Annotated in this window: 26 protein-coding genes; 13 read left to right on the top strand and 13 right to left on the bottom strand. The window is 67.2% G+C overall.

The window, feature by feature from the left end:
• Positions 1-139 precede the first annotated feature (139 nt).
• The 6 genes from NA10_RS16935 to NA10_RS16910 form a co-directional block, all read right to left on the bottom strand.
• On the bottom strand, positions 140-1,189 hold the full coding sequence (locus tag NA10_RS16935) for an ABC transporter ATP-binding protein (RefSeq protein ID WP_067568817.1): 1,050 nt from the start codon (positions 1,187-1,189) through the stop codon (positions 140-142).
• Entirely contained in the window at positions 1,186-2,001 is an 816-nt protein-coding gene (modB, locus tag NA10_RS16930; RefSeq protein WP_067568816.1) for a molybdate ABC transporter permease subunit, read from the bottom strand. Before modB ends, NA10_RS16935 begins: the two co-directional genes overlap by 4 nt.
• The gene (locus NA10_RS16925) at positions 1,998-2,498 is read right to left on the bottom strand and encodes a hypothetical protein (RefSeq protein WP_067568815.1); all 501 of its coding nucleotides are present in this window, start codon (positions 2,496-2,498) and stop codon (positions 1,998-2,000) included. Before NA10_RS16925 ends, modB begins: the two co-directional genes overlap by 4 nt.
• Positions 2,495-3,292 carry a molybdate ABC transporter substrate-binding protein gene (modA, locus tag NA10_RS16920; protein ID WP_245677504.1) on the bottom strand — a complete coding sequence of 266 codons (798 nt, stop codon included), beginning with the start codon at positions 3,290-3,292 and terminating at the stop codon, positions 2,495-2,497. Before modA ends, NA10_RS16925 begins: the two co-directional genes overlap by 4 nt.
• Positions 3,292-3,693, bottom strand: a complete 402-nt coding sequence (locus NA10_RS16915) for a TOBE domain-containing protein (RefSeq protein ID WP_067568890.1) — start codon at positions 3,691-3,693, stop codon at positions 3,292-3,294. The genes modA and NA10_RS16915 overlap by 1 nt, the downstream gene beginning before the upstream one ends.
• 387 nt (positions 3,694-4,080) lie before the next feature.
• Positions 4,081-5,442 (bottom strand): helix-turn-helix domain-containing protein, encoded by a 1,362-nt coding sequence (locus NA10_RS16910; RefSeq protein ID WP_157556576.1) that lies wholly within the window; start codon positions 5,440-5,442, stop codon positions 4,081-4,083.
• 130 nt (positions 5,443-5,572) lie between these two features.
• Here NA10_RS16910 and NA10_RS16905 point away from each other — a divergent pair, with 130 nt between their 5' ends.
• The 9 genes from NA10_RS16905 to holA all read left to right on the top strand — a co-directional run bounded on the left by NA10_RS16905 (position 5,573) and on the right by holA (position 13,773).
• On the top strand, positions 5,573-5,926 hold the full coding sequence (locus NA10_RS16905; RefSeq protein WP_157556575.1) for a hypothetical protein: 354 nt from the start codon (positions 5,573-5,575) through the stop codon (positions 5,924-5,926).
• A gap of 263 nt (positions 5,927-6,189) precedes the next feature.
• Positions 6,190-6,834, top strand: a complete 645-nt coding sequence (gene nadD / locus NA10_RS16900) for a nicotinate-nucleotide adenylyltransferase (protein WP_157556574.1) — start codon at positions 6,190-6,192, stop codon at positions 6,832-6,834.
• Positions 6,831-7,244 carry a ribosome silencing factor gene (gene rsfS / locus NA10_RS16895; RefSeq protein WP_067568811.1) on the top strand — a complete coding sequence of 138 codons (414 nt, stop codon included), beginning with the start codon at positions 6,831-6,833 and terminating at the stop codon, positions 7,242-7,244. The genes nadD and rsfS overlap by 4 nt, the downstream gene beginning before the upstream one ends.
• On the top strand, positions 7,244-7,903 hold the full coding sequence (locus NA10_RS16890; protein WP_067568810.1) for a histidine phosphatase family protein: 660 nt from the start codon (positions 7,244-7,246) through the stop codon (positions 7,901-7,903). Before rsfS ends, NA10_RS16890 begins: the two co-directional genes overlap by 1 nt.
• The gene (octT, locus tag NA10_RS16885) at positions 7,893-8,654 is read left to right on the top strand and encodes a diglucosylglycerate octanoyltransferase (protein ID WP_067568809.1); all 762 of its coding nucleotides are present in this window, start codon (positions 7,893-7,895) and stop codon (positions 8,652-8,654) included. Before NA10_RS16890 ends, octT begins: the two co-directional genes overlap by 11 nt.
• 32 nt (positions 8,655-8,686) lie before the next feature.
• A complete protein-coding gene (locus NA10_RS16880; RefSeq protein ID WP_067568808.1) occupies positions 8,687-9,529 on the top strand; it encodes a DegV family protein in 843 nt (280 codons plus the stop codon).
• 149 nt (positions 9,530-9,678) lie between these two features.
• Positions 9,679-10,962 carry a ComEA family DNA-binding protein gene (locus tag NA10_RS38180; RefSeq protein ID WP_067568807.1) on the top strand — a complete coding sequence of 428 codons (1,284 nt, stop codon included), beginning with the start codon at positions 9,679-9,681 and terminating at the stop codon, positions 10,960-10,962.
• A gap of 603 nt (positions 10,963-11,565) precedes the next feature.
• Positions 11,566-12,759, top strand: a complete 1,194-nt coding sequence (locus NA10_RS16870) for a ComEC/Rec2 family competence protein (RefSeq protein WP_245677500.1) — start codon at positions 11,566-11,568, stop codon at positions 12,757-12,759.
• Between the two features lie 42 nt (positions 12,760-12,801).
• Positions 12,802-13,773, top strand: coding sequence for a DNA polymerase III subunit delta (holA, locus tag NA10_RS16865; RefSeq protein ID WP_067568805.1), 972 nt, complete (start codon positions 12,802-12,804; stop codon positions 13,771-13,773).
• A gap of 401 nt (positions 13,774-14,174) precedes the next feature.
• On the opposite strand, the gene NA10_RS16860 is transcribed toward holA, so the two are convergent.
• Complete coding sequence (locus NA10_RS16860; RefSeq protein ID WP_307188398.1) at positions 14,175-14,879, bottom strand: LGFP repeat-containing protein; 705 nt, start codon at positions 14,877-14,879, stop codon at positions 14,175-14,177.
• Between the two features lie 229 nt (positions 14,880-15,108).
• On the bottom strand, positions 15,109-15,372 hold the full coding sequence (gene rpsT / locus NA10_RS16855) for a 30S ribosomal protein S20 (protein WP_067568804.1): 264 nt from the start codon (positions 15,370-15,372) through the stop codon (positions 15,109-15,111).
• Positions 15,373-15,581: 209 nt separating this feature from the next.
• Between rpsT and NA10_RS16850 the strand changes: the two genes are divergently transcribed.
• The 4 genes from NA10_RS16850 (at position 15,582) to NA10_RS16835 (ending at position 20,275) form a co-directional block, all read left to right on the top strand.
• Complete coding sequence (locus NA10_RS16850) at positions 15,582-17,216, top strand: circularly permuted type 2 ATP-grasp protein (RefSeq protein WP_067568803.1); 1,635 nt, start codon at positions 15,582-15,584, stop codon at positions 17,214-17,216.
• A gap of 148 nt (positions 17,217-17,364) precedes the next feature.
• On the top strand, positions 17,365-18,333 hold the full coding sequence (locus tag NA10_RS16845; protein WP_067568802.1) for an alpha-E domain-containing protein: 969 nt from the start codon (positions 17,365-17,367) through the stop codon (positions 18,331-18,333).
• Positions 18,334-18,589: 256 nt separating this feature from the next.
• The gene (locus NA10_RS16840) at positions 18,590-19,432 is read left to right on the top strand and encodes a transglutaminase family protein (RefSeq protein ID WP_084514830.1); all 843 of its coding nucleotides are present in this window, start codon (positions 18,590-18,592) and stop codon (positions 19,430-19,432) included.
• Positions 19,433-19,495: 63 nt separating this feature from the next.
• On the top strand, positions 19,496-20,275 hold the full coding sequence (locus tag NA10_RS16835; protein ID WP_067568800.1) for an aquaporin: 780 nt from the start codon (positions 19,496-19,498) through the stop codon (positions 20,273-20,275).
• Positions 20,276-20,415: 140 nt separating this feature from the next.
• Here NA10_RS16835 and NA10_RS16830 read toward each other — a convergent pair whose 3' ends face one another.
• Genes NA10_RS16830 through NA10_RS16810 form a run of 5 tightly spaced genes read right to left on the bottom strand, consistent with a single transcriptional unit; the run spans position 20,416 to position 26,609 of the window.
• A complete protein-coding gene (locus NA10_RS16830) occupies positions 20,416-21,696 on the bottom strand; it encodes a DUF7373 family lipoprotein (RefSeq protein WP_067568799.1) in 1,281 nt (426 codons plus the stop codon).
• Positions 21,697-21,709: 13 nt separating this feature from the next.
• The gene (locus tag NA10_RS16825) at positions 21,710-23,272 is read right to left on the bottom strand and encodes a serine/threonine-protein kinase (protein ID WP_067568798.1); all 1,563 of its coding nucleotides are present in this window, start codon (positions 23,270-23,272) and stop codon (positions 21,710-21,712) included.
• Positions 23,273-23,280: 8 nt separating this feature from the next.
• Positions 23,281-24,537: a DUF7373 family lipoprotein gene (locus tag NA10_RS16820; protein ID WP_157556573.1), complete on the bottom strand. Its 1,257-nt coding sequence runs from the start codon at positions 24,535-24,537 to the stop codon at positions 23,281-23,283.
• Entirely contained in the window at positions 24,524-25,987 is a 1,464-nt protein-coding gene (locus tag NA10_RS16815; RefSeq protein WP_067568796.1) for a serine/threonine-protein kinase, read from the bottom strand. The genes NA10_RS16820 and NA10_RS16815 overlap by 14 nt, the downstream gene beginning before the upstream one ends.
• Before the next feature lie 55 nt (positions 25,988-26,042).
• Positions 26,043-26,609 (bottom strand): type II toxin-antitoxin system PemK/MazF family toxin, encoded by a 567-nt coding sequence (locus NA10_RS16810; protein WP_067568795.1) that lies wholly within the window; start codon positions 26,607-26,609, stop codon positions 26,043-26,045.
• Between the last annotated feature and the right edge of the window lie 124 nt (positions 26,610-26,733).

The raw sequence follows: 26,733 nt of genomic DNA, 5'->3' as shown, positions 1-26,733 counted from the left end.
CGGCGAGCAGCAACTCGGCCAGGTCGCACCGTGATGGCATGCGCCGACGTTCCCTCGCCCATCTGCTCACCGCCGCGATGCTCGCGGGCCCGACCGTGTCCGCCGCCACGGTGATCGTGCACGCCGACAACGGGTTCCACTAGGCCGGGTAGGCGTGCACCTCGGTGGCCTTGACCGCCGCCCAGACCCGCATCCCGGGTTGCAGGCGCAGGTCGGCGACGGCCGCCGGGGTGATATCGGCCAGTCCAGGGGGCGCGCCGTCCAGGCGAACGCGAGTGATGTTGGCGTGCTGCTCCATTCCCGCGACCGTGACGGGCCAGGTATTGCGCGCGCTGCCGATGGGTTTCTCGGGATGCAGGCTCACCGCTGTCGGCGGGAACGCCAGAAATACCGGGCCCGTGGCGTTTTCGGTGATGGTGAGACTGCCGCCGGTGTCGATGTCGACGGTCGTTCCGGCGGCGGTGCCGCGAAACAGGTTGAGTCCCACCAGATTCGCCACATACTCCGAACGTGGTCGACGGGCGATCTCGGTGGGCTCGCCCTGCTGAATGATCGCACCATCCTCGAGAATGATCAGCCGATCGGCCAGCACCATGGCGTCGAGCGGATCATGGGTGACCAGGACGGTATGCCCGGAATAGTCGCGCAGGTGATGTGAGAGATCGGTGCGTACCTGTAGCCGGGTGCTCGCATCGAGCGCGGCGAGTGGCTCATCCAGTAGCAGCAATTGGGGTGCGGTGGCCAGGGCTCGCGCCAGCGCGACCCGCTGCGCCTGCCCGCCGGAGAGTGCGCGCGGGGTGGCGTGCGCGCGCTCGGTCAGGCCGACCCGGTCCAGCCATTCGGCGGCGCGCGTGCGGGCATCGGCGCGGCGCACACCACGGGCGCGCAGCCCGAAGGCCACGTTCTCCAGCGCCGAAAGGTGCTGGAACAGCAGGTAATCCTGGAATACGACACCGACCTGGCGATGCTCGGCGGGCACGAATACCGCGGGCGGCTCATCCCACACCTGATCGCTCACGGAGATCCGCCCGCCGGTGAGCGGCAGCAGTCCGGCCAGCGCGCGCAGGGCGGTGGACTTGCCCGCGCCATTGGGTCCGAGCAGCGCGACCACTTCGCCGGGCTCGACGGTCAGCGCGATATCGAGCCGGAAACGCTCGCGCTCGACCCGCAATTCGGCTCGCAATGTCATACCGAACCTCGAATCCAGCGCTCCCGCAGACTGACCAGCACGACGACCGAAACCGTCAGCAGGACGAGACTGAGCACAATCGCGGCATCCGGATCGGTCTCCAGCGCGAGGTAGACCGCCAGCGGCATGGTGGTGGTCTTACCGGGAAAGTTGCCCGCGAAGGTGATGGTCGCGCCGAACTCGCCGAGGGCGCGCGCCCAGCACAGTACCGCTCCGGCGATCACGCCCGGCAGCACGGACGGCAGGGTGACGCGGCGGAAGATGTACCAGGGTGATGCGCCCAGGGTCGCGGCGGCTTCCTCATATCGCGAATCGGCCGCGCGCAACGCGCCTTCGACCGAGATCACCAGAAACGGCATCGCCACAAAGGCTTCCGCGACCACGACACCGGGAGTGGTGAAAGGCAGCGAGACCCCGAACCAGTTGTAGAGGTACTGCCCGAGCAGCCCACGCCGACCGAAGACCAGCAGCAGCGCCACACCACCGACCACGGGCGGCAGCACCAGCGGCACGGTCACCAGCGCGCGAATAATGCCCTGCCCCGGAACATGCGCCCGCGCCAGCAGCCAGGCCAGCGGAATCCCCAGCACTATGCAGATCGCGGTCGCCAGCGTCGCGCAGATCAGTGAAAGCCGCAGCGCCTGACCGACTTCGGCGCTGAACAGCCGATCGGTCAGGGTGGGCCAGGGCGTGCGCGCCAGCAAGCCGATCAGCGGCGTGATCAGGAAGGCCAGCGCCAACACGGCGGGCAGCACGAGGATGACCGGTCGTCGTCTACGCGCTACCCGCCGCCGAGCCGAGGTAGCCCTCATCGAGGCATCTCGGCGAATCGGCAATGCGCGGTACGCACCCGCCCATCGGCCCGGTGCCGTGCGGGCCGATGGGCCGAATGGGGAGTGCCCGGCGTGCCGATTGCCGCCGGTACCGAGGCGGGGCCGAGGGTCTGGCCGCCACGGTCGGCGGAGTGCCGTGCGGGCTGCCCCGCCGAATCGCGATTGCCCGGCGTGCCGGTTGCCGCTGGCACGGAGGCGGGGCCGAGGGTCAGGCTGCCACGGTCGGCGGAGTGCCGTGCGGGCTGCCCCGCCGAATCGCGATTGCCCGGGGTGCCGATGGCCGCCGGTACCGAGGCGGGGCCGAGGGTCAGGCTGCCACGGTCGGCGGAGTGCCGTGCGGGCTGCCCCGCCGAATCGCGATTGCCCGGGGTGCCGATTGCCACCGGCACCGAGGCTCGGTCGCGGGCCTTGTCGACCTGTGAACGGTCTTCGTGGCGAGTCGGCCTCGCGGCATCGCGCATCACCGAACCACTCACGGGGTGTCGAATCCGGCGGAGACGAACACCTTCTTCGCCTGATCGGACTTGATGAAGGTGACAAAGGCGTTGGCGGCGGCCGTGTTCGGGGCCTTGGCCAGCGGGGCGATCGGATAGGTGTTGACGGCCTTGGTCGACTCGGGGAAGTCGATGCCCTCGACCTTGTCACCGGCGGCCTGCACATCGGTGCGGTAGACCAGCGCCGCGTCGACCTCGCCCAAGGTCACCTTGGTGAGTGCGGCCTTCACATCCTGTTCGCGGGTATCGGGCTGCGGGGTGATGCCCGCGGTCTCGAACACCTTCTTGGCGGCCGCGCCGCACGGCACCTGCTCGGCGCACAGCGCGAGCTTGGGATCGGACTTGCCGAAATCCGCCAGCCCGGTGATATGCCCCGGATTGCCCTTGGGTACAGCGATCTCCAGCCGGTTGCTCACGAACGTGGCGGGCTGTCCGGTGACATCACCGGCGTCGACGACCTGCTGCATATTCGCCGGGGCCGCCGAGGCGAACACATCGGCGGGCGCACCCTGTTTGATCTGCTCGGCCAGTGCCGAGCTGCCCCCGAAGCTGTACACCACCTTCACACCCGGATGGGCGGCCTCGAAGTCCTTGCCCAACTTGGTGAAGGTCTCGGTCAAGGAAGCAGCCGCGAACACCGTGACCGTTCCGCTGATCTGATCCGAACCGGACGGCGTACTTGTCGTCTTATCGTCGGAACCGCATCCGGCGAGCCCGGCGGTGACAGCGAATACGGCTGCGATCGCGCCGAGGGTGCGGAATGTCTTCATCCTCATCAACTTTCTGGTATCTCGACCACGACATGGGTCGATTTGACCGAGGCGACAGCGATACTGCCGACCTCGAGACCGAGTTCGTCCACCGATTCCCGGCTCAACAGCGAACTCAGCCGAAACGGCCCGGCCTGCATTTCCACCTGGGCCATGACGGTGTCCTTCACAATGCGAGTCACGATGCCGCGCATCCGATTCCGGGCCGAAGCCGCGACAATCACACCCGGTGCGGGTGTTTCGGCATGCGCACTCTTCAACACCTCGACCAGGTCCTGCCCGCGCACCCCCATCCGCCCGTTCTCGAGCCGGATCGATTCGAGCCGCCCCTGCTCGATCCAGCGACGCACGGTGTCATCGCTGACCCCCATGAGCGACGCCGCATCACTGATCCGCAAATTCGTCACAATAGACAGCATATTGCCGTACATACGGCATGCAAGTCGGATCAACACAGCATTTGCCGAGCTCCGGCCGCCCTGTTCGGAGAAACGTCCGAACGAGTCTCCCGCGACCGGTTGAAACCGGAGGCCGTCGGGAGCCGCACCTGCGGTTATGGCGAATTGTGCCCGAAGGTCGGCGATTGCGGTCGTCACGCTCGCCAGCGCCTTCCCCGCCGGCGCGTCCCCACGAAGGGGCCGAACTCGGGTCTGCGCCACCCCCGGGCGGGCCAGCACATGGCCCGTGAGACTGCTGACCGGATCGGATCGCGGGCAGGGGCCGAAACTCACGTTGCGCGGGGAAGGACGGGCCGTGGGCAAGACAAACGAGGCGTTGGCCGGGGTTGGCCTGGATCAAGCGGCTCGGGTGAGGGTGTTGAAGCGTTGGGTGAAGTGTTGGGCTTCGGGGGTGCGGAGGCGTTGGGCCGCGCGGTTGACCGGGTGGAGTTCGGCGACCAGGCGGGGTGAATTCACTTGGGATTCGAGGAGGTCGAGGGCGGTGTGGGCGGCGGTGATCGCGGAGGTGGTGTCGCCCAAGCCGGTGAGGGAGGCGGCGTAGTACGCGCGGTAGGAGGCTTCATCGCGCGGGAGGTTCTCGGGGCGACTGATGCTTTCGCGGAACAGCTCTGCGGCCAGGGTGTGCTGGCCCAAGAGTTTTCGGCCCCGCGCCTCATGAACTCGGAGTTCGGCCTCGGTGACGTGATTCAGCCAGGCGGGGTGGTCGTCGCCGTCGAGGCCGCGGTCACGTTCCCGGTCGACCCGGCCCAGGGCACGTTCGAACTCGCGGTGATCGCCGACCGCCGCGTATGCCGTCGACTCCTCCGCGGCCTTCAGCGCGTTCAGTCGGACCGATGACGCGCTGCGAACGAGCTCGGTCGAACGCTGAGCCAGGCGGACCGGTTCGAGGTTCGTGGTGGGGGCGGCAGCCGCGAGAGTGGCGAGGTCGCCAACGGTCGCGGCGAGCAGGGTGAAATCGCGACTCTGCTCGGCGAGCAGTACCGATTCCATAAGCTGTTGTCGTGCGAATTGTGGTCGGCCGCAGTCCCTGGCCAGCCAGGCCACCGTATTCGACAGCCATCCCACGGCGCTGGTGAGTTCGAGACCGACCGACGGACTGTAGATGCCGTTGTCCATCAGTCGGCGAACGAATCGATATTGCCGATTCGCACGTCGAGCGATCCCGCCACCACCGTGCAGATTGTCATGCACCCACAACTGCTCGGTCAGTGTCTTGATGTAGGTCAGATGCGCTGGCTTGACCTGAATCGGTGTCGCCCACGCCGTTACTCCGGTACCCGCCACGGCGGCCGCTAGTCCGAACTGTCGTCGATCCACGTCATCGGCTCCTTCTCGGCCCCCGATTCCGATCGTCCGCGCATCGTCCGATTCGAGCAAGAGCGGGAGCAGCGCCAGGCGTGGAAGTCCCAGCGCGTCGGCGATCCGCCGCAGTTCACGTACGTCGAAAACCGTTGCGACGTCGCCACGTTCGACCCGGCCGGTATGGGCACGATCCCAGTGCAGCAGTTCGCCGAAATCAGCCTGTGACAGCCCCATCGCCTTTCGGACCAGCGCCAGCGCCGGGCCGATTCGGCCTGCCGCCAACAGTTGGCGAAAGGGTGCGAATTCCCATATCGCACCGCTGCTTTCATCGTCCATCGGGCCCTCCCCGCGTCGATGCCAATGCAGGAACTTTAGGTCGCGGCTCGAAACCCGCAACGCCGATCAGAGCAATCTTTGCTTGTCAACGGCAGATTCTGCACGTACGGCAGGTGCGCTATCGGCCGTCGCCTGTGCCCGGCGCGGCACCCAAGCTGAGTTCATTCACACCGACACAGGGAGGTTCGGGATGACTCGTCCGTATATGGCTCCGAAGCCTTTGAGGTCGTCGCTGCCGAAGGCGGTTGGTTATCTGCGGTTGGAATTGAGCGGAAGTGCTTGGGAGCGGGCGGAATTGGATCTGCTCGAGTTGGCGGGGGAGCACGGGTACGACCTCGTCAAGACCTTGCGGGTTGGGGCCCAGGTGCGGGAACCGGTGTCGCGGTTGCTGATTGTGGTGCGCCGCACGGGTGCGGGGGCGGTGGTTACCCCGACGCTCGAGCATGTCGGTGCGCCCGAGGTGGTGCGGCGGGTTTGCCATCTTATTGTCGGCGAGCCGGAGTTGGTCCTGCCGCGGCTGCACAGTTTCGGTGGTGGGCTGTGAACGGGATGGGGCAGTGGGTCACCTTCGCGATGGTCGTGCTCGGGCAGTTGGCGGTGGCGGGGCCCCTGCTCATTGCCGGAATTTGGTGGCCGCAGTCGGAATCGGCGCGTGTACCTCGGCATATGCGCGGTCGTCACCGGGCGGATCGGCGTCACAGGTATGCGCGCTGGGCGGGTCGGGGGGCCGGGCGAACCGCTCGGTCGGCATGGTCTGGAACGCCACTGCCGGGTTAATCCAATCGCCCCCCGGTAAGCTCGGTTTTTGTGCATACGAACGGGCGCCGCAAGTTGGGGGTGATGGGCGGCACCTTCGACCCCATCCACCATGGGCACTTGGTCGCGGCCAGTGAGGTGGCGAATCGGTTCGCGCTGGACGAGGTGGTGTTCGTCCCGACGGGACAGCCTTGGCAGAAAGCCGACCGGTACGTCTCCTCGGCCGAGGACCGCTATCTGATGACCGTCATCGCCACCGCGAGCAATCCGAGCTTCTCGGTCAGCCGTACCGATATCGACCGCGGCAAAAAAACCTACACCGTCGACACCCTGCGTGAGCTGCGAGAACAGTATCCGGAAGCGGATCTGTACTTCATCACCGGTGCCGACGCGCTGGCCAGCATCCTCACCTGGCAGGATTGGGCCGAATTGTTCGAACTGGCGAAATTCGTCGGAGTGAGTCGTCCGGGGTACGAATTGAATATCGACCATCTGGCCGAACACCTTCGCGACTACCCCGCCGACGCCGTCACCATGATCGAGATTCCCGCCCTGGCGATCTCATCGAGCGAATGCCGGAAACGGGCGAGCGAAGGTCGGCCGGTGTGGTACCTCGTCCCAGACGGGGTCGTGCAATACATATCCAAGCGGCACCTGTATGTGCCGGACAGCAACGGGAAGGTAGCAACAGGGTGAGCGCATCCGTCGAAGCGGTGAAGATGGCAACGGTGGCCGCATTGGCGGCCGACGAGAAGCTGGCATCGGACGTAGTGATTCTGGACGTCTCGGAACAGCTGGTGATCACCGACTGCTTCGTGATCGCGTCCGCGCCCAACGAGCGCCAGGTCAACGCCATCGTCGACAATGTCGAGGACAAGCTGCGCGACGCCGGGTACAAGCCGGTGCGCCGCGAGGGCACCCGCGAAGGCCGTTGGGCGCTACTGGATTACGTCGAGATCGTTATTCACATCCAGCACAATGACGAGCGCGACTTCTACGGCCTCGAGCGCCTGTGGAAGGACTGCCCGCAGGTGCCCGTCGAAGGACTCGAAGACCAGCGCGCCCAGGCAGCCGCTGCCGGAGACGATGAGGCCGGAGCCGAGTAGTGAGCAAGCTCGCCGGCGTCCGCCGGTTGATCCTGTTGCGGCACGGGCAGACCGAATGGAACGCCACCGACCGCATGCAGGGCCAGATCGACACCGAACTCAGCGATATCGGCCGCCGCCAGGCCAAGGACTGCGCACCGGAGATGGCGACCGGTGATGTCATCGCCATCATCTCCTCGGATCTGCGGCGCGCCCACGACACGGCGCTGTGCGTCGGCGAACACGCCGGATTGCCGGTCGTCACCGACACCCGGCTGCGCGAAACCGACCTCGGCCAGTGGGAGGGGTTGACCCATCACGAGGTCGACGCCATTTCCCCCGGGGCGCGCAAGGAATGGCGGCTCGACGCCGCCTTCACCCCGCCGGGCGGTGAATCCAAGTTGCAGGTCGGCGCGCGAGCGCTGCCGGTGGTGCAGGAACTGTTCACCGAGCGCGCGGATTGGCCCGGCCGTACCATCATCCTGGTCGCGCACGGCGGGCTGATCGCGGCGCTGACCGCGGCCATTCTCGACCTCCCCCCGGTGAACTGGCCCGCCCTGGGCGGGCTGGCCAATACCAGCTGGGTGCAGTTGACCAGTCACGGTCCGAGCTTGGATCGGCCCGGCTGGCGTCTCGATGTATGGAACGCGCTGGCGAAGGTAGCTCCCGATGTCCTCTGACACCCCCGCACCGGCCATGCCCGGCGAACGCCCGGTGCTGCTGGTCATCGCTGACTCGCTGTCCTATTTCGGACCCAAGGGCGGGCTGGCCGCGAACCATCCCAAGATCTGGCCGAATCTCGTTGCGGCCGAACTCGGCTGGGATGTGGAGTTGGTCGCGCGCATCGGCTGGACCTGCCGCGACGCCTACTGGGCGCTGATCGGTGATCCGCGGGTGTGGGCGAGCGTGCCGCGCGCCGGAGCCGTGGTGTTCGCCACCGGCGGGATGGATTCCCTGCCGTCACCGCTGCCGACCGCGCTGCGTGAGCTGATCCGTTATGTGCGACCGTCTTTCGCGCGGCGGCAGGTGCGGACCGCGTACAACTGGTTGCAGCCCAAGCTTTCTCCACTGGGATGGCCGGTGGCGCTGCCGCCCGCGGTGAGCGTGGACTACCTCGAACAGTCACGAAACGCGCTGGCGGGCTTGCGGCCCGAACTGCCCATGGTGGCGGTGCTGCCGTCCGTGCATCAGTGTGACGCGTACGCACGGCATCACAGTGGACGCGAACCCATGGTGCGGGCGACGCGTAAGTGGGCCGAGGCGCATTCGGTGCCGCTGGTGGATCTCGGAGAAGCCGTGCGCGAGAACGTCTTCCACGGTGACGCCAATCCCGATGGCATCCACTGGGGCTGGGAGGGGCATGTCGCCGTCGCCCAGGCCATGGTGAAGGTGCTTTCCGAAGTGACCGCCGGGCAGGTTCGGACTGTATGAAAGGCGTTGCGCGCGAGGAGGATCGCTAGCCGATGGCCGTCGTGGTTGTCACCGACTCGTCGGCCGGCCTGCCCGCTGATCTCGTCGCCGAACTGGGCGTGCTCGCGGTACCGCTGCATGTGCTCGTCGACGACCGGGAGATCCGGGAGGGCGTGGACGACTGCGATATCGACTACAGCTCGTCCACGGTCACGACCTCCGGGGCGTCACCGGGTGATCTGAAGGCCGCGTACGAGCGGGCGCTCGACCTCAGCGGCGGAGACGGTGTTGTCGCGGTGCATATTTCGCGGCAACTCTCCGGAACCTGGGAGGCCGGGCGGCAGGCGGTGCGCGATATGGACGCCGCCGATCGGGTGCGGCTGGTCGATTCGCTCAGTGCCGGACTCGGCACCGGACTGCCGGTGCTGGCCGCCGCGCGCCGGGCCCGCTCCGGGGCCTCCCTGGATATCGTCTACGACTCGGCGGTGGCCGCGGCCAGTCGCGGGCGCGCGTTCATCGTGGTCAACCGCACCGAACAGTTGCGGCGCGGTGGGCGCTTGAGCACCGCGGCGGCGTTCTTCGGCACCGAGCTGGTGACCAAACCGATTCTGCAGATCGTCGAGGGCCGGCTGGAACTGCGGGAGAAAGCCCGTACCCGCTCCAAAGCCTTCGCCAAACTCGTTGCGGCGGCGGTCGATGCGGCCGGTGACGACGGAGCCGCGGTGGCGGTCCAGCACCTCGGTGCGGAGGAGGCCGCGAGCACCGTCGCCGGTCAGCTCCGCGACCTCATCCCCGGCATTCGCGAACTGATCGTCACCGAGTTCGGACCAACCCTCGGAGTGCACCTGGGGATGGGCGCGGTGGGCGCGCTCGTCGTACCCGGCGGCTGCGGCTGAGAAGATGAATTAGCAGGTCGTAGCGCTGCCGGTGCGGTGCGCCGAATCTGGAATCACGCTCTCCACAACGCTGGAGAGTATCCACAGGCAAGCGAAAACCCCAGGTCGCCCCCGAGGCTGAACCCACCGCCGGTCATACCGTCGACCGCATGCCGAAAACCGACGAACGCAGCGAGGTCAGCCGCCGCCTCGGCGGCCTCACCGACCCGCCCCCCTTCACCCCGACCCCGCCCCACCCACCCCGCTGGAACGCCGAATCCCTCGCCACCCCCGGCCGAACCATCCGCAACTGCGACGCCGACGGCTGGGACACCGACCCGTCCGACAATGAGCGGCGTTCGGAGCCCGGTGCGGCTACGAAGCCGAATCCGTCCCCACGCGAGCGGGACTCGGACTCCGATGAGCGCGCGGGATTTCCGAACTCCTCGGCGTGCGCGCGGGACTCAGCAGGCCGATATGATCCCGACCCGCAGGCCGACACGCACGGTGCCGATGGGTCATCCACGCCCGCATGGCTTTCCGAGCCGTGCGGCCCGGTCTCGCTCTGGCATGAGCGCCTGGTGCCCGAGCGTTTTCGTGGAACCAGGTGGGATCCGGGTCCGCGCGGTGCACTCGTGCTGGCGGCAGTGGCGGCGGTCGCGGTTGTGCTGGCGGCACTCGTCTCATTCCGGGAAAGGCCGGTAGTGCAACCGGTTCCACCGATTACCGTCGGAGAAACCGCGATGCCCGGCGCGGCCACCGCACCGGGAGAGAACGCCGCAGCCGCGGTACCCGGAGCCGCTCCGAACGGTTCCGCTCCCAAATCCGGCGGGTCCACCGTGTCCACCGGCCGCGCAGCCGCGCCCGCCGTCCCACCCGGTGCGGCTCCGGGGCCGCAAGCTCCCGTGGCCGTACCGAATCCGTCAGCCGGGTCACCGAACGATGTGAATGGCCATCCCGCCTCCACCGGTGAATTGGTCGTCAGCGTCATTGGACTGGTAGAGCACGGTGGCCTGCGCCGCTTCCCCTCCGGAGCCCGAGTGGCCGATGCCCTCAAAGCGGCGACTCCCCGCCCCGAAGCCGACCTGTCCGGCCTCAACCTCGCCCAGCACCTCTGCGACGGCGATCAACTCGTAATCGGCCGCACCGGCCCGCGCCCCGCGAACCAGCAGGTCCAGGTCGGCAGCAAGGTCATCAGCGCGACCGGAACCCCCTCCACCGCGGGGACATCCACCGCCCCGTCCCGCACCACCGGCCCCACCGCCAAGGTCAATCTCAATACCGCCACCGAAGCCCAACTCGACACCCTCCCCGGCGTAGGCCCCATCACCGCCCGCGCCATCCTCACCTGGCGCACCCAACACGGCCGCTTCACCTCGATAGACCAACTGTCCGAAATAGAAGGCATAGGCCCCTCCCGCCTGAACCGCCTCCGCACGGCGGTGACCATATGAACGGCACATATCTCGGCGGGCTGCGGCGGCTTCCTGCTGACGTCGACGGTGGGGTCGCGTCGTCCCCCGTCATCCCGGCGCGCTTTTGGCCGGAATCCACACCCTCGGTGGCACAGCCGATCTCGGGAGTATCCGGCCGCCCGCGTGGCCGAATCAAGACGGCGGGCGCAAGCAGCGCCGAGGTGGTCCGGCCGGTGGAAGCCGGGGACATCCTCCGGGCGACCGGTCCGGCGGTGGTAGCGAAAGAACGGCGGGGTGATGGCTGTCGATGAGAATGCCCGGCGAGCCGCCGCCGAAGGCGAGGAAGCGCCGGAGGAGTTGGATGCTCGGTTGGTGCCCGCCGCGGTGTGTTGTTGGGGGGCGACGATTGTGGCACTGGTGGGTGGGTGGCGGGTGGGGGTTTGTACGGCGGTGGGGTGTTTGTTGTTGGCGGTGGGGTTGTGGGGGTTGATGATTCGACCGGAGGGGCGGGGGTGGCGCAAGGGGATGGGGTGGGTGTTGTTGGGGGCGTTTTCGGTGGGGGCCGGGTTTGCGGGGGCGGGGGCCTGGCATGAATGGCGGGTGCAGGGGCATCCGTTGCGGGCGGTGGGGAAGGAGGAACGGGTGCGGGTGAGTGTGGTGGTCGCGGATGATCCGAAGGAGTTGGGGGAGCAGCGGTTCGGGGGGAAGAAGGTGCTGGTGCGGGCTGATCTGGTCGAGTTCCGGGTGGGCGGGGAAGTGGTGCGGGGTGGGGGTGCGGTAACGGTGCTGGCGCCCGAGGTGGGCTGGAAGGGATTGCTGCCGGGACAGGAGGTGGTGTTTCGGGCTCGGGTGTCGGCGGCCTGGCGGGCGGATCTGACGGTCGCCGTACTGCGCGCGGAGGGGCCGCCGTCGGCGGTGGGGGTCCCACCCTGGTGGCAGCGCGGGGCCGGGCGGGTGCGGGCGGACTTCGCGCTGGCCGCACAGCGCGCGCTGCCCGGCGATGCGGCAGGGTTGTTGCCGGGCTTGGTGATCGGGGATACCTCGCGGCTGCCCGAGCAGGTGCGGGAGAACTTCCGCGAGACGGACTTGGCGCATTTGACCGCTGTCAGCGGCGCGAATATCACCATTCTGCTCGGGGCCGTGGTGGTTTCGATGCGAACCCTGACCGTCGACCCGCGCGTGGGAGCCGTGGCGGCCGGAATCGCCCTGCTGCTCTTCGTGATTCTGGCCCGGCCCTCGCCGAGCGTCCTCCGGGCGGCCGTCATGGGCGCGGTCGCGCTGCTGGCCCTGTGCACCGGGCGGCGCAAACAGGCGCTACCCGCGCTGTGCACCGCGATCATCGCGCTGCTGGCGTGGTCGCCACGATTGGCGGTGGACGCCGGGTTCGCGCTCTCGGTCCTCGCCACGGCCGGGCTCATAGTGCTCGCGCCCGGATGGTCGGATCGGCTTCGCGCGCACGGCTGGTGGCGGGTGCCCGCCGACGCGTTCGCGGTGGCGGCCGCCGCGTTCGTGGTCACCACACCCGTTGTCATCGCCATCACCGGGCATCTGAGCCTGGTGGCCATCGTGGTCAATGTGCTGGTGGAACCGGTGATCGCGCCGATCACTGTATTGGGAGCGATCGGGGCGCTGCTGGCCTGCGGCTGGGCCCCGCTCGGGGAGTTGGTGCTGTATTGCACCGCACCACCGCTCTGGTGGCTGCTCACCGTCGCCGATCACGCCGCCGCGCTCGGCGCCTCGATCACACTCCCCACCGGAGTCCGTTCCGGGGTGATCGCCGCGGTGCTGTGCGTTCTCGTCATCGCGGGATCGCGTACGCGACTCGGCGCGGGGTGACGGGTGCCGGGGTTGTCGGGGCGGGCTCGTAGGATCGAGCGCGTGAGCCAACGACCCGCACCCCTGCATCTCGTGCTCGGCGATGAAGAACTGCTGATCGAGCGGGCGGTGTCGGCGATTACCGCGCAGGCCCGGGCCGCCTCGTCCCAGCCGGACTCGATGCCGGTGGATCGGCTGCGGGCGGGCGATGCCAGCGCCCCGGAGTTGGCCGAGCTGCTGAGCCCCTCCCTGTTCGCCGAGGATCGGGTGATCGTGCTCGAGGCCGCCGCCGAGGCGGGTAAGGATGCGGTCGCGGTGCTCACCGATGCCGCCTCCGCACCGCCCGAAGGCGTGGTGCTGGTGGTGCTGCACGCCGGCGGCGGGCGCGCCAAGGCACTCGCACCGGCGCTGCAGAAGATGGGCGCGGTGGTGCATCCGGCCGCCAAACTCACCAAGGCCGGTGAGCGAATTGAGTTCGTGCGCAATGAGTTCCGCGCCGCGAACGTCCGCGTCTCGGCGGACGTGGTGCAGGCCCTGATCGAGTCGATCGGCTCCGATCTGCGCGAATTGGCCGCCGCCAGTTCACAATTGGTGGCCGATACCGGTGGCAAGATCGATATCGCCGCGGTGCACCGCTACTACTCCGGCAAGGCCGAGGTGACCGGCTTCGACGTCGCCGATCTGGCCGTCTCCGGCGACCGCCCCGCCGCCATGGAGGCGCTGCGCTGGGCCACCGACCGCGGTGTCCCCGCAGTGCTGCTCGCCGATGCCCTCGCCGATTCGGTGCACACCATCGCCCGCGTCGGCTCCGCGGGCCGCGGCGACCCGTTCAAACTCGCGGGCGATCTCGGCATGCCGCCGTGGAAGGTGAAGAAGGCCCAGGCCCAGGCCCGCGGCTGGAACGGCGCGTCCATCGGCGCGGCCCTCAAGATCGTCGCGGGCCTGAACGCCGATGTCAAAGGCGGTGCGGCGGATACCAATTACGCGCTCGAACACGCCCTCGCGCGCATCCTCGACCTCCGCGAATCCGTCTGAGCGGCGCAGCGAATCGGCCTGAGCGGTGCAGCGAGTCCGTCTGAGCGGTGCGGCGAGTCGGCCTGAGCGGTGCGGCGGACACCAATTACGCGCTCGAACACGCCCTCGCCCGAATTCTGGACCTCCGCGAATCCGCCTGAACGGCACCGGTTCCCGCATCGGTCGCGCTTGAGGATGGACCGGCCTCAGGGTCGCCCGTCGTCATCCGGCATGGGGTCGCCCGTCGTCATCCGGCATGGGGTCGCCCGTCGTCATCCGGCATGGGGTCGCCCGTCGTTATCGCAGCATGTTATTGGCGGGGATCCACACCGCGAAAGCCAGACCGGGCCGTGTGGATTCCGGCCGAAAGCTCGCCGGAATGACGGGTAGCGCTTTGCTGTATCGGGTCCGATCTGACCGCTCTACGGTGTCCAGGTGATCTGACCGCCCTCGAACTGCTGCGCCTTGCCGTCCTTGTAATCGAATTCATCACTGGTCGGGTACCCGTAGCGCCCGTTCTCCGAGCCGTTGCGCACCCACTCGTCGCGAATCGCGCCCCAGATGGTCCGGGTTCCGCCCTTCTGCGAGGTGTAGATCGCCCCACCCTCGAACATCTGGTAGCGCCCGTCACCCTTGTTGGTCTTGGCCTCATCGGAGATGGGGAACCCCAGCGGGCTGTTCTCCCACCCGGCCGCCGCGTACTTGTCGCGAATGGCGCCGCTCACGACATGGGTGCCGGATCCGATGGACCAGTAGATCGACCCGCCCTGGAAGTGCTGGAAGCGTCCCGGCTTCCCGGTCGCGCCCTCATCGGTGGTCGGGAACTTCAACGCCCCGGCCTCCGCGCCCATCGCGCGCCACTTCTCGCGGATGGCCCCGCCGATGGCGTGCGCGTCGGTCGCGGGTGTCCAGTAGATGGAGACGTTATTGGCGAATTCCTGCTTCTTGCCCCCGCCCGCGGCATCGCTCTCGGGTCCGGTCGGATCACCGAAGAATCCGGGCCCACCCGCTTGGTCGTACTCGACCTCGATCGCCCCGCCCACATCGAACGGTCCGATCGGCCGGGCGGCAGCCGTGCCAACCCCGCCGATCACCGCGAGCGTGACCGCGCCGGCGGCCACCGCCACACGGATCAAGGACGAATTCGTACGACGTAGCGGTGTCAAGAGATCTCCCAACGCAGGTGGTGAACAACGTCCCCCGACGTTCGAACGGGCCCCCGGCCCAATGGCAGCCATCTTGCAGGGAACCGCGCGACTCAGCAAGTCCCCAGGGCTGATACAACAAGAACCACCGTGGTCATCGTGGCCACGGTGGCTGTTCCAAGCATGAAGTTCGGTATGTCTACCGGGGTTGTCAGCCGAGCTTGTTGAAGGCCAGCGACAGCGCGGACTTCTTGTTGGCGGCCTGGTTGGCGTGGATGACGCCCTTCGAGGCGGCCTTGTCCAGGCTCTTGCTCGCCGACTGCAGCAGCTCGATCGCCTTGTCCTTCTCGCCCGCGGCAGCGGCCTCGCGGAACTTGCGGATCGAGGTGCGCAGCGCGGACTTGACCGACTGGTTGCGCTGACGCGCAAGCTCGTTGGTGCGGATCCGCTTCATCTGGGACTTGATGTTTGCCACGCTTGTTTCCTCGTGTTCCTTCGTGTGGTGGTTTATGCGGGAAGCAAAGTTCTTCGGGCGCACTATGCAGCCTGTAGCGCAGCACCGACGGTCGAGGTTACCAGGCAACGCTTCGGGGTATGAAATCGACCCCGCTCGCAATCCCCCCGATACGAGAAATTTATCCCGGTCCAACTGCGTGTTGCTCCTGCGTGATGGACTATTTTTGCATGACCCCCGCCGCAGCCGCACGAGCGGCCGCGGCCGCTCCCGAACCGAACGGCCGCGCCGAGATCGACGGTGCGCACACCGGAGTCTTCGCCGGATACCGTCCAGGGCGCTATGCGCAGGCTTACGACGAGATGTTCGATCCCGCGAGCCGGCCGCGCGCCCCGTACCGGGGCATTTTCGCCGCCCTGGCCGCCATCGACGCATCGGACCTGGCGGCCCGGGCCGAGGCGCTGGCCCGCGCGTTCGTGGATCAGGGCATCACCTTCTCGCTCTCGGGCCAGGAGCGGCCATTCCCGCTGGACCTGGTGCCCCGGGTAATAGCCGCCACGGAGTGGACCAAACTCGAGCGCGGCATCAAACAGCGGGTGCGCGCGCTCGAGGCGTTCCTCGCCGATGTCTACGGTGAACAGACGATTCTGCGCGACCGGGTCATCCCCAAACGCCTGGTCACCTCCTGCGCGCATTTCCATCGCGAGGCCACCGGATTGATTCCGCCCAATGGCGTTCGCATTCATGTCGCCGGTATCGATCTGATTCGCGATGAGCACGGCGACTTCCGGGTGCTCGAGGACAATCTGCGCTCACCGTCCGGTGTCTCGTATGTGATGGAGAACCGCCGCACCATGGCGCGCGTCTTCCCGGACCTGTTCGCCTCGCATCGGGTGCGCGCGGTCGGCGACTATCCGAGCAATCTGCTGCGCGCCCTGCGCGCGGCCGCCGCGCCCAATGAGGCGGATCCCACCGTGGTAGTGCTCACCCCGGGTGTGTACAACTCCGCCTACTTCGAACATTCGCTGCTGGCCCGGCAGATGGGCGTGGAACTGGTGGAGGGCCGGGACCTGTTCTGCCGGGACAGTTCCGTCTATATGCGCACCACGGCGGGCGAGCGGCAGGTGGATGTCATCTACCGCCGTATCGACGACACCTTCCTGGACCCCATGCAGTTCCGCCCGGACTCCATGATCGGTATCGCCGGAATCCTGAACGCGGCCCGCGCGGGCACGGTGGTGCTGGCCAATGCCGTCGGCAATGGCGTCGGCGACGACAAGCTGGTCTACACCTATGTGCCCGCCTTCATCGAGTACTACCTGGGTGAGAAACCCGTTCTGCCCAATGTGGATTCGTACCGCTGCTGGGAACCCGACGAGCGCGACGAGGTGCTCGATCGGGTGGCCGAGCTGGTGGTCAAACCGGTGGAGGGCTCCGGCGGCTACGGCATCGTCATCGGCCCGGATGCCACCCAGAAGGAGTTGGACGCGGTGCGCCGCAAGGTGCGCGCCGATCCGCGCGGCTGGATCGCCCAGCCCGTCGTCCAATTGTCCACTGTGCCAAGCAAAATCGGCCCGTGCTTGGCACCCCGACATGTTGATCTCCGCCCCTTCGCCGTCAATGACGGCGACGACATCTGGGTGCTGCCGGGTGGTTTGACCCGGGTCGCACTCCCCGAGGGCTCCCTGGTCGTCAACTCCAGCCAGGGCGGTGGCAGTAAGGACACCTGGGTGCTGGCTCCGAGAACCTCTGTGGCCGAGCGGGAACTGTCCGGTGATCAGTTGGTCGGCGAAATGGCCCTTCCCGGTGAACGCGATCAGTCGCCGGAATCCCTGCCCGTACGGGCGAATCAACAACAGCAATAACAGTCGCTCCATCGGTTCCAACCTGAAGTTCGTGGCCCGCCCGGTTCTGGAGTGACGGAGCGGGGGAGCGGAGGCGGGAAGCGGCGGGACGGGCCACGAAAGCCGCAGCGCAGCGGAGGCGGATCAGATATAGCTAGGCGGTTGAATTATGTTGGCGCGCAATGCCGGATCTTTATTCTGGATCGGCCGTTATATAGAACGCGCCGAGTACACGGCGCGTATTCTCGATGTCGCGGTACATCAATTACTCGAAGACGCCACGGTGGACCCGGATCGAACCTCCCGAGTCCTGTTGCGGGTCTTGAGTATTGATCCACCGGAGGAGGAGCTCGATGTCTGGTCGGTGACCGAGCGCGTCGCCTTCGGCCGTGATCGCGACGGCTCGATAGTCGATTCCGTCGGTCGTGCACGCGAAAATGCCAGGGGCGCAAGAGAAGTCGCCTCCACTGAAATGTGGGAATGTCTCAATGCCACCTATAATGGACTCGCCGCCGCCGAACGCGCCGCACGCGCGCTCGGGCCGCACGAGTTCTGTCACTACATCACCGATCGGGCCGCCATGTTCGCCGGGCTATCAGATTCCACAATGAGCCGGGACGACGGTTACCGTTTTCTGCTGCTGGGCCGATCCATAGAACGCGTCGATATGACTGTGCGCCTATTGCTTTCACGTGCGGGTGATCGCACCTCTTCCCCGGCCTGGGTGACGGTATTGCGCTCGGCCGGAGCTCACGACCCCTATTTGCGAACGCATCGTGGCGTTCTCGATGCCAATCAAATAGCCCAATTCATCCTGCTGGACCGGCTTTTCCCGCGTTCGGTATTCCATTCCCTGAAGGTGGCCGAAACCTGCCTACAGGAACTGGATCAACGCCCCAACAGTCGTTTCGCCGCCCGGCAGGAGGCGCATCGACTATTGGGCCGGGCGCGGAGCGAACTCGAATACCTACCCGCCTCGGTCCTGCTCGAGGATCTCCCCAGCCGCCTGCTCTGGCTTCAGGAAACCTGCCACGAGGTCGGAGAAGCCGTGGCGTCGCAGTACTTCCACGCCGAATCCTGGGTCGCCTGGACCGGTTTGCACGGCCGCAACGGTACGAGGGTCGAGGAGCCGGCATGAACGGGTCGGGCACGAAGGAGGCAGCCCGCGTAACCACGCGGTGCCCCCGTTCATGCCGGAAAGGACACGGTATGAGCGGGTTGGGCGCGAAGGAGGCAGCCCGCGTAACCACGCAGTGCGCCCGTTCATGCCGGAAAGGACACGGTATGAACGGGTTGGGCACGAAGGAGGCAGCCCGCGTAAAGACGCGGTGCGCCCGTTCATGCCGGAAAGGACACAGCATGAGCGCGTTGGGCACGTACCCCCGGGGCGCGGCATGAGCTGGAGAATGCGAGTGGTGCACACCACCGGGTATGTCTATGACACGCCGGTGTCCCGCTCGTTCAACGAGGCGCGGTTGACTCCGCGCGCCGACAGCAGGCAGAACGTCATCCTCAATCGGGTCGAGACGGTGCCCTCCACCCGCTCCTTTCGCTACGTCGACTACTGGGGCACCATCGTGACGGCCTTCGACCTGCATGCCCCGCATACCGAATTGGAGGTCACCAGCGCATCGGTGGTGGAGACCGAACCTTTCGCCGGACCCGCCGAGGAACTGTCCTGGGAGGAGTTACGCGCCGAAGAGGTCATCGACTGCTTCGACGAATTGCTCACGCCCACCGCGTATGTCCCGCGCGAACGCAGACTCGCCCCGGTCGCCCGGCAGCTCGCGCGCGGCGTCCCACCCGCCAAAGCCGTTGTGCGCGGAGCCGAGTGGGTGCATCGCGAAATGAACTATCTACCCGGAACCACCGATGTGCACACCTCCGCGGTCGAGGCGTTCGCCGAAAGGCAGGGCGTCTGCCAGGATTACGCGCACCTGACCCTGCTGTTGCTGCGCACCATGGGAATTCCCAGTCGCTACGTCTCCGGCTATCTGCACCCCGACCCCGCCGCCGAGGTGGGACGCACCGTCGCCGGACAGATGCACGCCTGGGTGGAGGCCTGGACCGGCCAGTGGTGGGGCTACGACCCGACCAACAATATCCCCGTCACCGAGCAACATGTCTCGGTCGGAGTTGGCCGTGATTACGCGGATGTGCCCCCGTTGAAAGGTATCTTCAGCGGAAGCGGGTCGACTGATTTGGAAGTGGAAGTGGAGATCACTCGACTCGCGTGACGCGTGATGCAGCAGAACGCAGGTGCTCTCCCTTCAGGGCGGGTCGATCCGGGAAGGTGGCTGATGTCTCCCACAGCGCAGGAAGTAACCGAGGAAATCGCCGATTTCGAACCGATCGCACTGGGCAGGAAACTGTTCGCGGAGGCGTTGGGCACCTTCGTACTGGTGCTCGGCGGCGTGGGTACCGCAGTGCTAGCGGGTAATCGGGTCGGTGCGCTCGGTGTGGCGCTGGCCTTCGGCCTCACGCTGATGTTCCTGGTGTACGCGATAGGCCCGATCTCGGGCTGCCATGTGAATCCGGCGGTCACGGTGGGTCAGCTACTGCTGGGCCGGATTTCGATCGCGGTCGCCGGACTGTACTGGGTGGTGCAGATCATCGGAGGTCTGCTCGCCGGCACCGTGATCTACGCGATCGCCAAGAACCTGCCGTCCTATGACCGCGCCAAGGATGGTCTGGGCGCGAACGGCTGGGGTGCGCACAGCCCGTCCAGAGTCGAACTCGCCGGGATCACCATCAATGGCTACGGGCTGGCGGCGGCGATCACCGTCGAGGTCGTATTGACCGCGCTGCTGGTGTTCGTGGTGCTGGCCTCCACCGATCAGCTCTCGGATGTGCCGTTGGCGGGTCTGTCGATCGGTGGCACGCTGTCCGTCATCTACTTGATCTCGATCCCGGTGGACAACACCTCGGTGAACCCGGCGCGCAGTATCGCGGTGGCATTTTTCCAGGATGGTGCGCCCGCGCAGCTGTGGGTCTTCATCGTCTTCCCACTCGTCGGCGGTGTGCTGGGTGCTCTGGTCTACGGGCTCCTGTTCGGCCGGTCGCGAAACATGTTGAGCTGACAGCTTTTCGAGATCACCGGGCCCCTGTCTCGCGGAGCGGGGCTCGGGGCCGTGGCGAGAGGTGGTGCCGGTCCCCCGAGTCCGTCGAGGGGCCGACAGGTTGGGTCTGCCGTTGTGGGGGTGGCGGTTATGCACGGGGGTCAGCGGTTGCGGACGAGTACCGCGTATTGGGCGGCGGCGCGTTGGCGGACGGTCTTCTCGTCCTGGGCGGTGATGACCGCCCAGTAGCGGCCGTCGGAGACATAGCAGCGGTAGCGGGTTTCGCGATGGTTGTCATCGGCGTCCTTCGCCCGGAAACAAGCGGAGCCGGGGACTCCCACGGGGGCGGAGGCCGGAATATCGCCATTCGCAGCCGTTTTGGCCAGGACACGGGCGTACATGGTGGCCACATGATTCTCATCCGGTAGCCGCAGCAGCCACCAATTACCGGCGAAGGCGGCGCGTTCGACGTCATCGTGATTGGTCTCACCGGTGGCCGGGCCGCGCCCGAACAGGTGGGATAGCGCGCGCGGCCCGTAGACGACACCGGTGCCATTGGCGAAGGCGAACCAGGTCGTATCCACCGGGGTCGCGCCGAGCGGATCCGCCGCCGGGTACGGCCATTTCCCGGGATCGGGATGCAGGAGTCGGCGCAGCATCCCGTCGCTGTCGAATGGCATGGCGGACAGCTTGTCCGATGCTGTCGGCGTGAATCCGTCCAGGAGCGGAAGCTCCGCGGTGATGGCGGCCGCGGTGCGCGCGGCCAGCGCGACGGTATCCGGAACTCGATCGGCCACATACACCACCACGACGTACGACTGATGCGCGATGGCGGTGACCAGCACCGGTGACCGCGGTCGCGAAACGGCGTACGCGTCGGCGAATCCCGGGATGTCGACGCGGCGGGTATCCGGGCTGAGGGCGGCGGCCGCGGCGGTGATCCGCCCGGCCACCAGCCGCGCGGTCGGGTCCTCACGGAAGCTCAGTACGGTCAGGCGCAGCACCTTGGACTCGCCGATCTTCGGCCCGCGGGCGTTCGGATCATCGGTGCCGTTGACGGCGTAACCGGCGATCATGCCGAGCTCGGCGATGGGTTCGAGCGCGATCTCCGGTGCGAGCACGGCGGCGCGACCGGCGGTCGGCAACAGTGCCGAACCGCCGTAGACCAGATCCTTGTCGAAATCGGTCGGTTTGATCACCGCCTCGCCCAGGCGCACGGATTCCAGGACCCGCCCGTAGGTGTCATTGTCATTGGCGGGCGCGGCACTCTGTTCGGTGGGCAGCTCGCCCACGTCGAGTCCGGACAGATCCGGTGCGGCCGGGTGCGGGCTGCCCGGTACGACATCACCGCCGCAGCCGCTGAGCAGGCCGGCCAGCAGGGTCAGGCTCGCCGCGATGGTCGCCGCGCGCCGTAGCGCCCGCCGCGTGTGTTCGTTCGTCACAACCTGGTCCTCGCTAGATCGGGGCGTTGGGCCACCACTGGTCGTAGAGTTCGCGACCGGAGTTCGCGCCGGTGATCCGCAGTTTGCAGAAGCTACGCGCGGCGTCGTCGAAGTGGATTTTCAACTGGCCCCGGGCTTGTCCGTCGGTCTCGAAGGTCGTCCACTCCGCCGCCCCGGTGCCGGATGTGCGCGACCAGGCTGCATTGCCGAGTGATTTATCGGTGATCTCCAGCGCGGGCATGGCCGAGCGGTTCGTATTGCAGGTCGCCCAGAGGCTGATATCGCCGTTCGTGCAGACCAGCACCGGCTGATCCAGGGCCTCGTCGATGGACACCGCCTTGCTCGCATTATCGGAGGCGGTGCAGCGCAGGTTCTGATACCCGCGACCCGAAGGCGTCGACGGCAGCAGTGCGGGAAAGGCATCGGCGATGAAACCGAAAGCGTGCCAGGGAGATCCGGCGACGGTGGTCGAGGTACCGGTGGCGGTAGCGGCATCGGAACCGGAGGTATGGGTGGCCACCAGGACGACAGCGGCGACCGCTACCACCGCTGTCACCGCTGCGATCAACACCACCGCACGCCCGCGCCCGACCCGGCCGCGCCCGCTTGCCCTGCTGTACCCGCTTGCGCTGCCACGTCCGCTTGCGCCGTCACGTCCGCTCGCGCCGTCACGTCCGCTTGCGCCGCGCCGCCGATCCCGGCCCGGAATCCATCCGCGCCGCAACGGTGCGTTCGGCACCAAAAGCGCCCCGGCCGCCGCCTCCGCCAGCTCGCCGCAACTGCGGTAGCGACCTGCCGGATCGATCGACATGGCCCGTGCCACAACGGAATCGAGCGCCCGGGGCAGCGCCGGCTCGATGACACTGGGTGCGGGGCGGGGCGCGGTCAAATGCGCGTGCATGACCGCGGCGACGGTGTCCCGGGGGAAGGGCGCCGCACCGGTCAGCAACTGGTAGAGCGTGCCGCCGAGCGCGTACACATCGGTGCGCTCATCGAGGGCACCGCCGCTGATCTGTTCGGGTGCGGCGAACGCCAGCGTCGCGAGTACCTGACCCACCGCCGTCAGCCCACCGGATTCCGTTGTCGCACGCGCGATTCCGAAATCGGCGACCAGCACCCGATCCGTCCCGTCCGCCCCGCCGGGCGCGATGAGGATATTGGCGGGCTTCACATCCCGATGCAGCAGCCCGGCGCGATGCGCCGCGTCCAGTCCCCGCGCCGCCCCGGTCACAATGGCCACCGCGCGTTCGGCGGGTAGTCCTCGTTCCTGCTCCTTCAACAGCTTCGCCGCGTCATAGCCGTCGACGAATTGCATGGCGATCCACAGCATGTCGTCATCGCTGCCGCAGTCGTAGATGGCGACGATATTCGGATGATCGAGCCGCCCCGCCAATTCGGCCTCACGGAGGAAGCGCGCCCGGAACTCCTCGTCCGCCCCGTGCGACAGGATCTTCAGCGCGTCATAGCGTGGCAGTCGCGGATGCCGGGCGAGGTACACGCTGCCCATTCCACCGCTGCCGATACGTCGTTCGATGCGATATCCGGCGACCAGGGCACCCGGCCCGAGTGTGCGCACTCGCGGCCCTACCTGTTCCGCACGAGTAGCGCGTACTGTGCCGCGGCACGCTGGTGAACGGTCTTCTCATCGGTCGCGTTCACCACCGCCACATAGCGGCCGTCCCGAACGACGCAGTAGTAGACCGGCACAATTCCTTCTCGCCGAAGGCATTTGGTATCGGGCACGGCCGGATCCGCCATCGGTGACTGGTTGCGGCCGTAGCTGGATTCCTCGGCCGCCAGGCGGCGGGCACTGGGCGCATCGCGCAGCCGGATCATCCAATTGCGGTCGATCATGGCAATGCTCTCGATGGCGTCGGCGGGTATTCCGGCGCTTTGGGCGGCCCCGGGAATGGCATGTGCGGCACCGGTGTGGCCGAACACCACCCCGCTCGATTCGACGTAGATGCCTTCGCCCGCCGCGTTCTCCGTTTGCAGCTTGCTGATGTACGGATAGGACCACTCGCCGCGCGTGGTGGGCACCATGCGGCGCAGCATGTTGTCCGAATCCAGGTGCAGATTCGCCATTTCCGCGACCGGGGTCGGCGCGAAGCGGTCCAGTCTCGGCACCTGCACCGAGAGTGCCTTGGTGGCCAGTGTGCTCAGTTCGCCCAGATCCGGATTCGGATAGGTGACGAAGATGGTGACGACGAATGGTCCGTGCGCCAGGATTATGCCGAGGGTCGGTACGGTGGGACGCCAATGGCCGTGTGCCGCAGGATATTCCGGCAGGGTAACCGCGACATTGTCCGGGCTCACCGCGAAATCGGCCGCCTCGATCTCGGTGGCCGCGCTGCGGGCCGCCGCATCATCGGGCAATCGCAGTGCGGTAATCCGCAGCGACCATGGGCGATTGAAGGTCGGACAGTTGGCCGGTGGGCAGCCGACCACCGAATATCCCGCCAGCATCCCGTATTTGGTGAGAATCGGGCTGGCCACATCGGCGAGAATGCCGGTGGTATCGGCCGCGCGCGGTATCGGTGCGGGCGCGCGCGGGCTCAGTGACGCGTCGACCTCCCGTGGATCGGCCACCGCCTCGGACATGCGCGCCGATTCGATGAGCCGACTGTAGCGTTCCTTGTCATTGCGTGGCTCGCTGAGCGTCTCCGCACCGAACTCGCCGAAGTCCAAGTCGCTCAACGAGATATCGGCCGAGACCGGTGTTCCGGGCACCGTGCGCGCGCCCCACGACAGCACCGCCACCAGGATTGCGACGACGAGGCAGGACAGCGCGGCGAATATTCGGCGGCCCGGGCTGAGGGCCGCGAATCTAGATCGGAGCATCGGGCCACCAGGTGTCGAGGATGTCCTGTCCAGAGACGGTCGAGCTGAACAACTCCATCACACAGAAGCTGCGCCCCGGATCATCGAAATTAATGCGCACATTGCCCTGGCGATGACCGTTGACCTGGTTGTCGCCCCACATGATTCGGCCGGTGCTGTTACCGCGCGTCCACTGCCGCTCACCCGATGCGGTGATCTCCCAGGTCTTATCCGGCCAGGTCAAACGGCTGGTCATACAGTCCAGCCAGATCATGTCAACGGGATCGCCGTCGGCGCTGCACTCGAGCCAGACCAAAGGCCGACGTACATCCAGGGGCACCACATGGCTGGATTGATCGTGGGCTTCACACCACAGTCCGCGGAATCCGCTGCTCGTCGGCGAATGCGGGAGCAGCTTGGGGAAGGCGGCGACGGCGAATCCCACCGTACCCCAGGGGCCGGAATCATCGGCGATCGGAGCGGGGGAAGCCGTTGGGGGAGAGGTGCTTTCGGAGCCGTCCCGGCTGATCACGAAGACCGTGGCGGTGATCGCCAGCGCCAGCGCGACCAGGGTGATCGCGGTCGACAGCAGCCGTTTGCCGCCGGTGCGGGCGCGCGGAACCTCCGCGACCTGCTCGCCCCGCAGCGCCGCGGCGGCCGCGGCTGCCAGTTCGCCGCAATTCTGATAGCGCTGATCCGGCTCCTTCGCCATCGCCCGCGCGATCACCCGGTCGAGGTATTGCGGCAGTGCGGGATTGGCGATGCTCGGTAGCGGCGGCGGCTCCGCCAGATGCGCCTGCATCACCGCCGCCGCCGAGGTGTAGGGGAAAGGTGTCGAGCCGGTGAGCAATTGGTACAGCGTCGCACCGAGGGCGTAGACATCGACGCGATGATCGAGGGGTTCACCGCGCAGCTGCTCGGGTGCGGCGTACGCGACCGTCGCCAATACCTCTCCGGCCACCGTGAGCTCGGTGGATTCGCCTATGGCGCGGGCGATTCCGAAATCGGTGACCAGTACCCGATCCGGTCCGTCCGGGCTGGGCGAGACCAGGATATTGGCGGGTTTCACATCCCGATGCAGCATTCCCGCCGCATGCGCGGCATCGAGTCCGCGCGCCGCCTCGGTGACGATATGCACCGCGCGCTCGACGGGAAGGCCCAGTGGGAACTTGCGCAGCAGTTCGGCGGAGTCCGAGCCCTGTACGTATTGCATTGCGATCCAGAGGGATTCGCCCTCCATACCGCGGTCCAGGATCGCGACCACGTTCGGATGCGCCAGCCGCGCGGCGAGTTCGGCCTCGCGCAGGAAGCGCGCCCGGAACTCGGCATCGGAACTGCTTGTCTCCGAGAGCACCTTGAGCGCGATCTGCCGGGGGAGTCGCGGATGGCGCGCCAGATATACCGAACCCATACCGCCCGCGCCGAGCTTGCGTTCGATCCGAAAGCCCGCGAACATTTCACCCGCCCGCACGGGGAGAGTCTCGGGCTATTACTCGGATCCGTCAATACACTCGGATAAATATTGGTTAGTACCAGTGGTATTCGGCGCACAGCCGATGCGCGACCAGGTCGAATGTCTTGCGCGGCACGATCGCGCCCTCGCGGCGGATACCACCCTCCGGCACATCGAGCACCCGATCCAGCCGCACCCAGCTCGGCCGTCCGGCGTGATCCCACGCCCCCGGCCCGATCCCGACCCAATTGTCGTGATGCGCGTGATCCTCATTGGAGGAGAGCATCAACCCCAGCAGCGTGCCGCGCTCCCGGCCCACCACCAGCACCGGCCGATCCTTCCCATTGCTCGGATCCTCCTCATACGGCACCCAGGTCCATACGATCTCCCCCGGATCCGCCCGCCCGTCCAACTGCGGGCTGTACACGATCTGCCGCGCCCGCTCCCGCGACGGCACCCCCGCCGAGGAGGTCGGCCGCACCGTCGGCGCACTCGGCTTCCGCGCCACCGCCCGCCCCCGCGCCAACGACTGCGCCACCCGCCCGATCAACTTCGGACCCTGCTGCTTCACCAGCTGCGACCCCTGCTCCTTGGCCACGAGCCCCAACTGCTTCCCCAGCGCATTCCACCTGCCTGCCATGCGGGCAGCTTAACGGCGTCAGCCCAGCTTCTCATCCGCACCGATTTCCCCAGCCCCAAAGAACATTCACCCCATGGTGCGGCCCGCCCCCGGTTCTGGACTGAGTGGAACGTTGGAGCGAAGC

Source organism: Nocardia acidivorans NBRC 108247 (assembly GCF_001625085.1).
Taxonomy (GTDB): Bacteria; Actinomycetota; Actinomycetes; order Mycobacteriales; family Mycobacteriaceae; genus Nocardia; species Nocardia acidivorans.
Note: the sequence above shows the minus strand (reverse complement) of the source record. Positions and strands in the feature narration are given on the sequence as shown.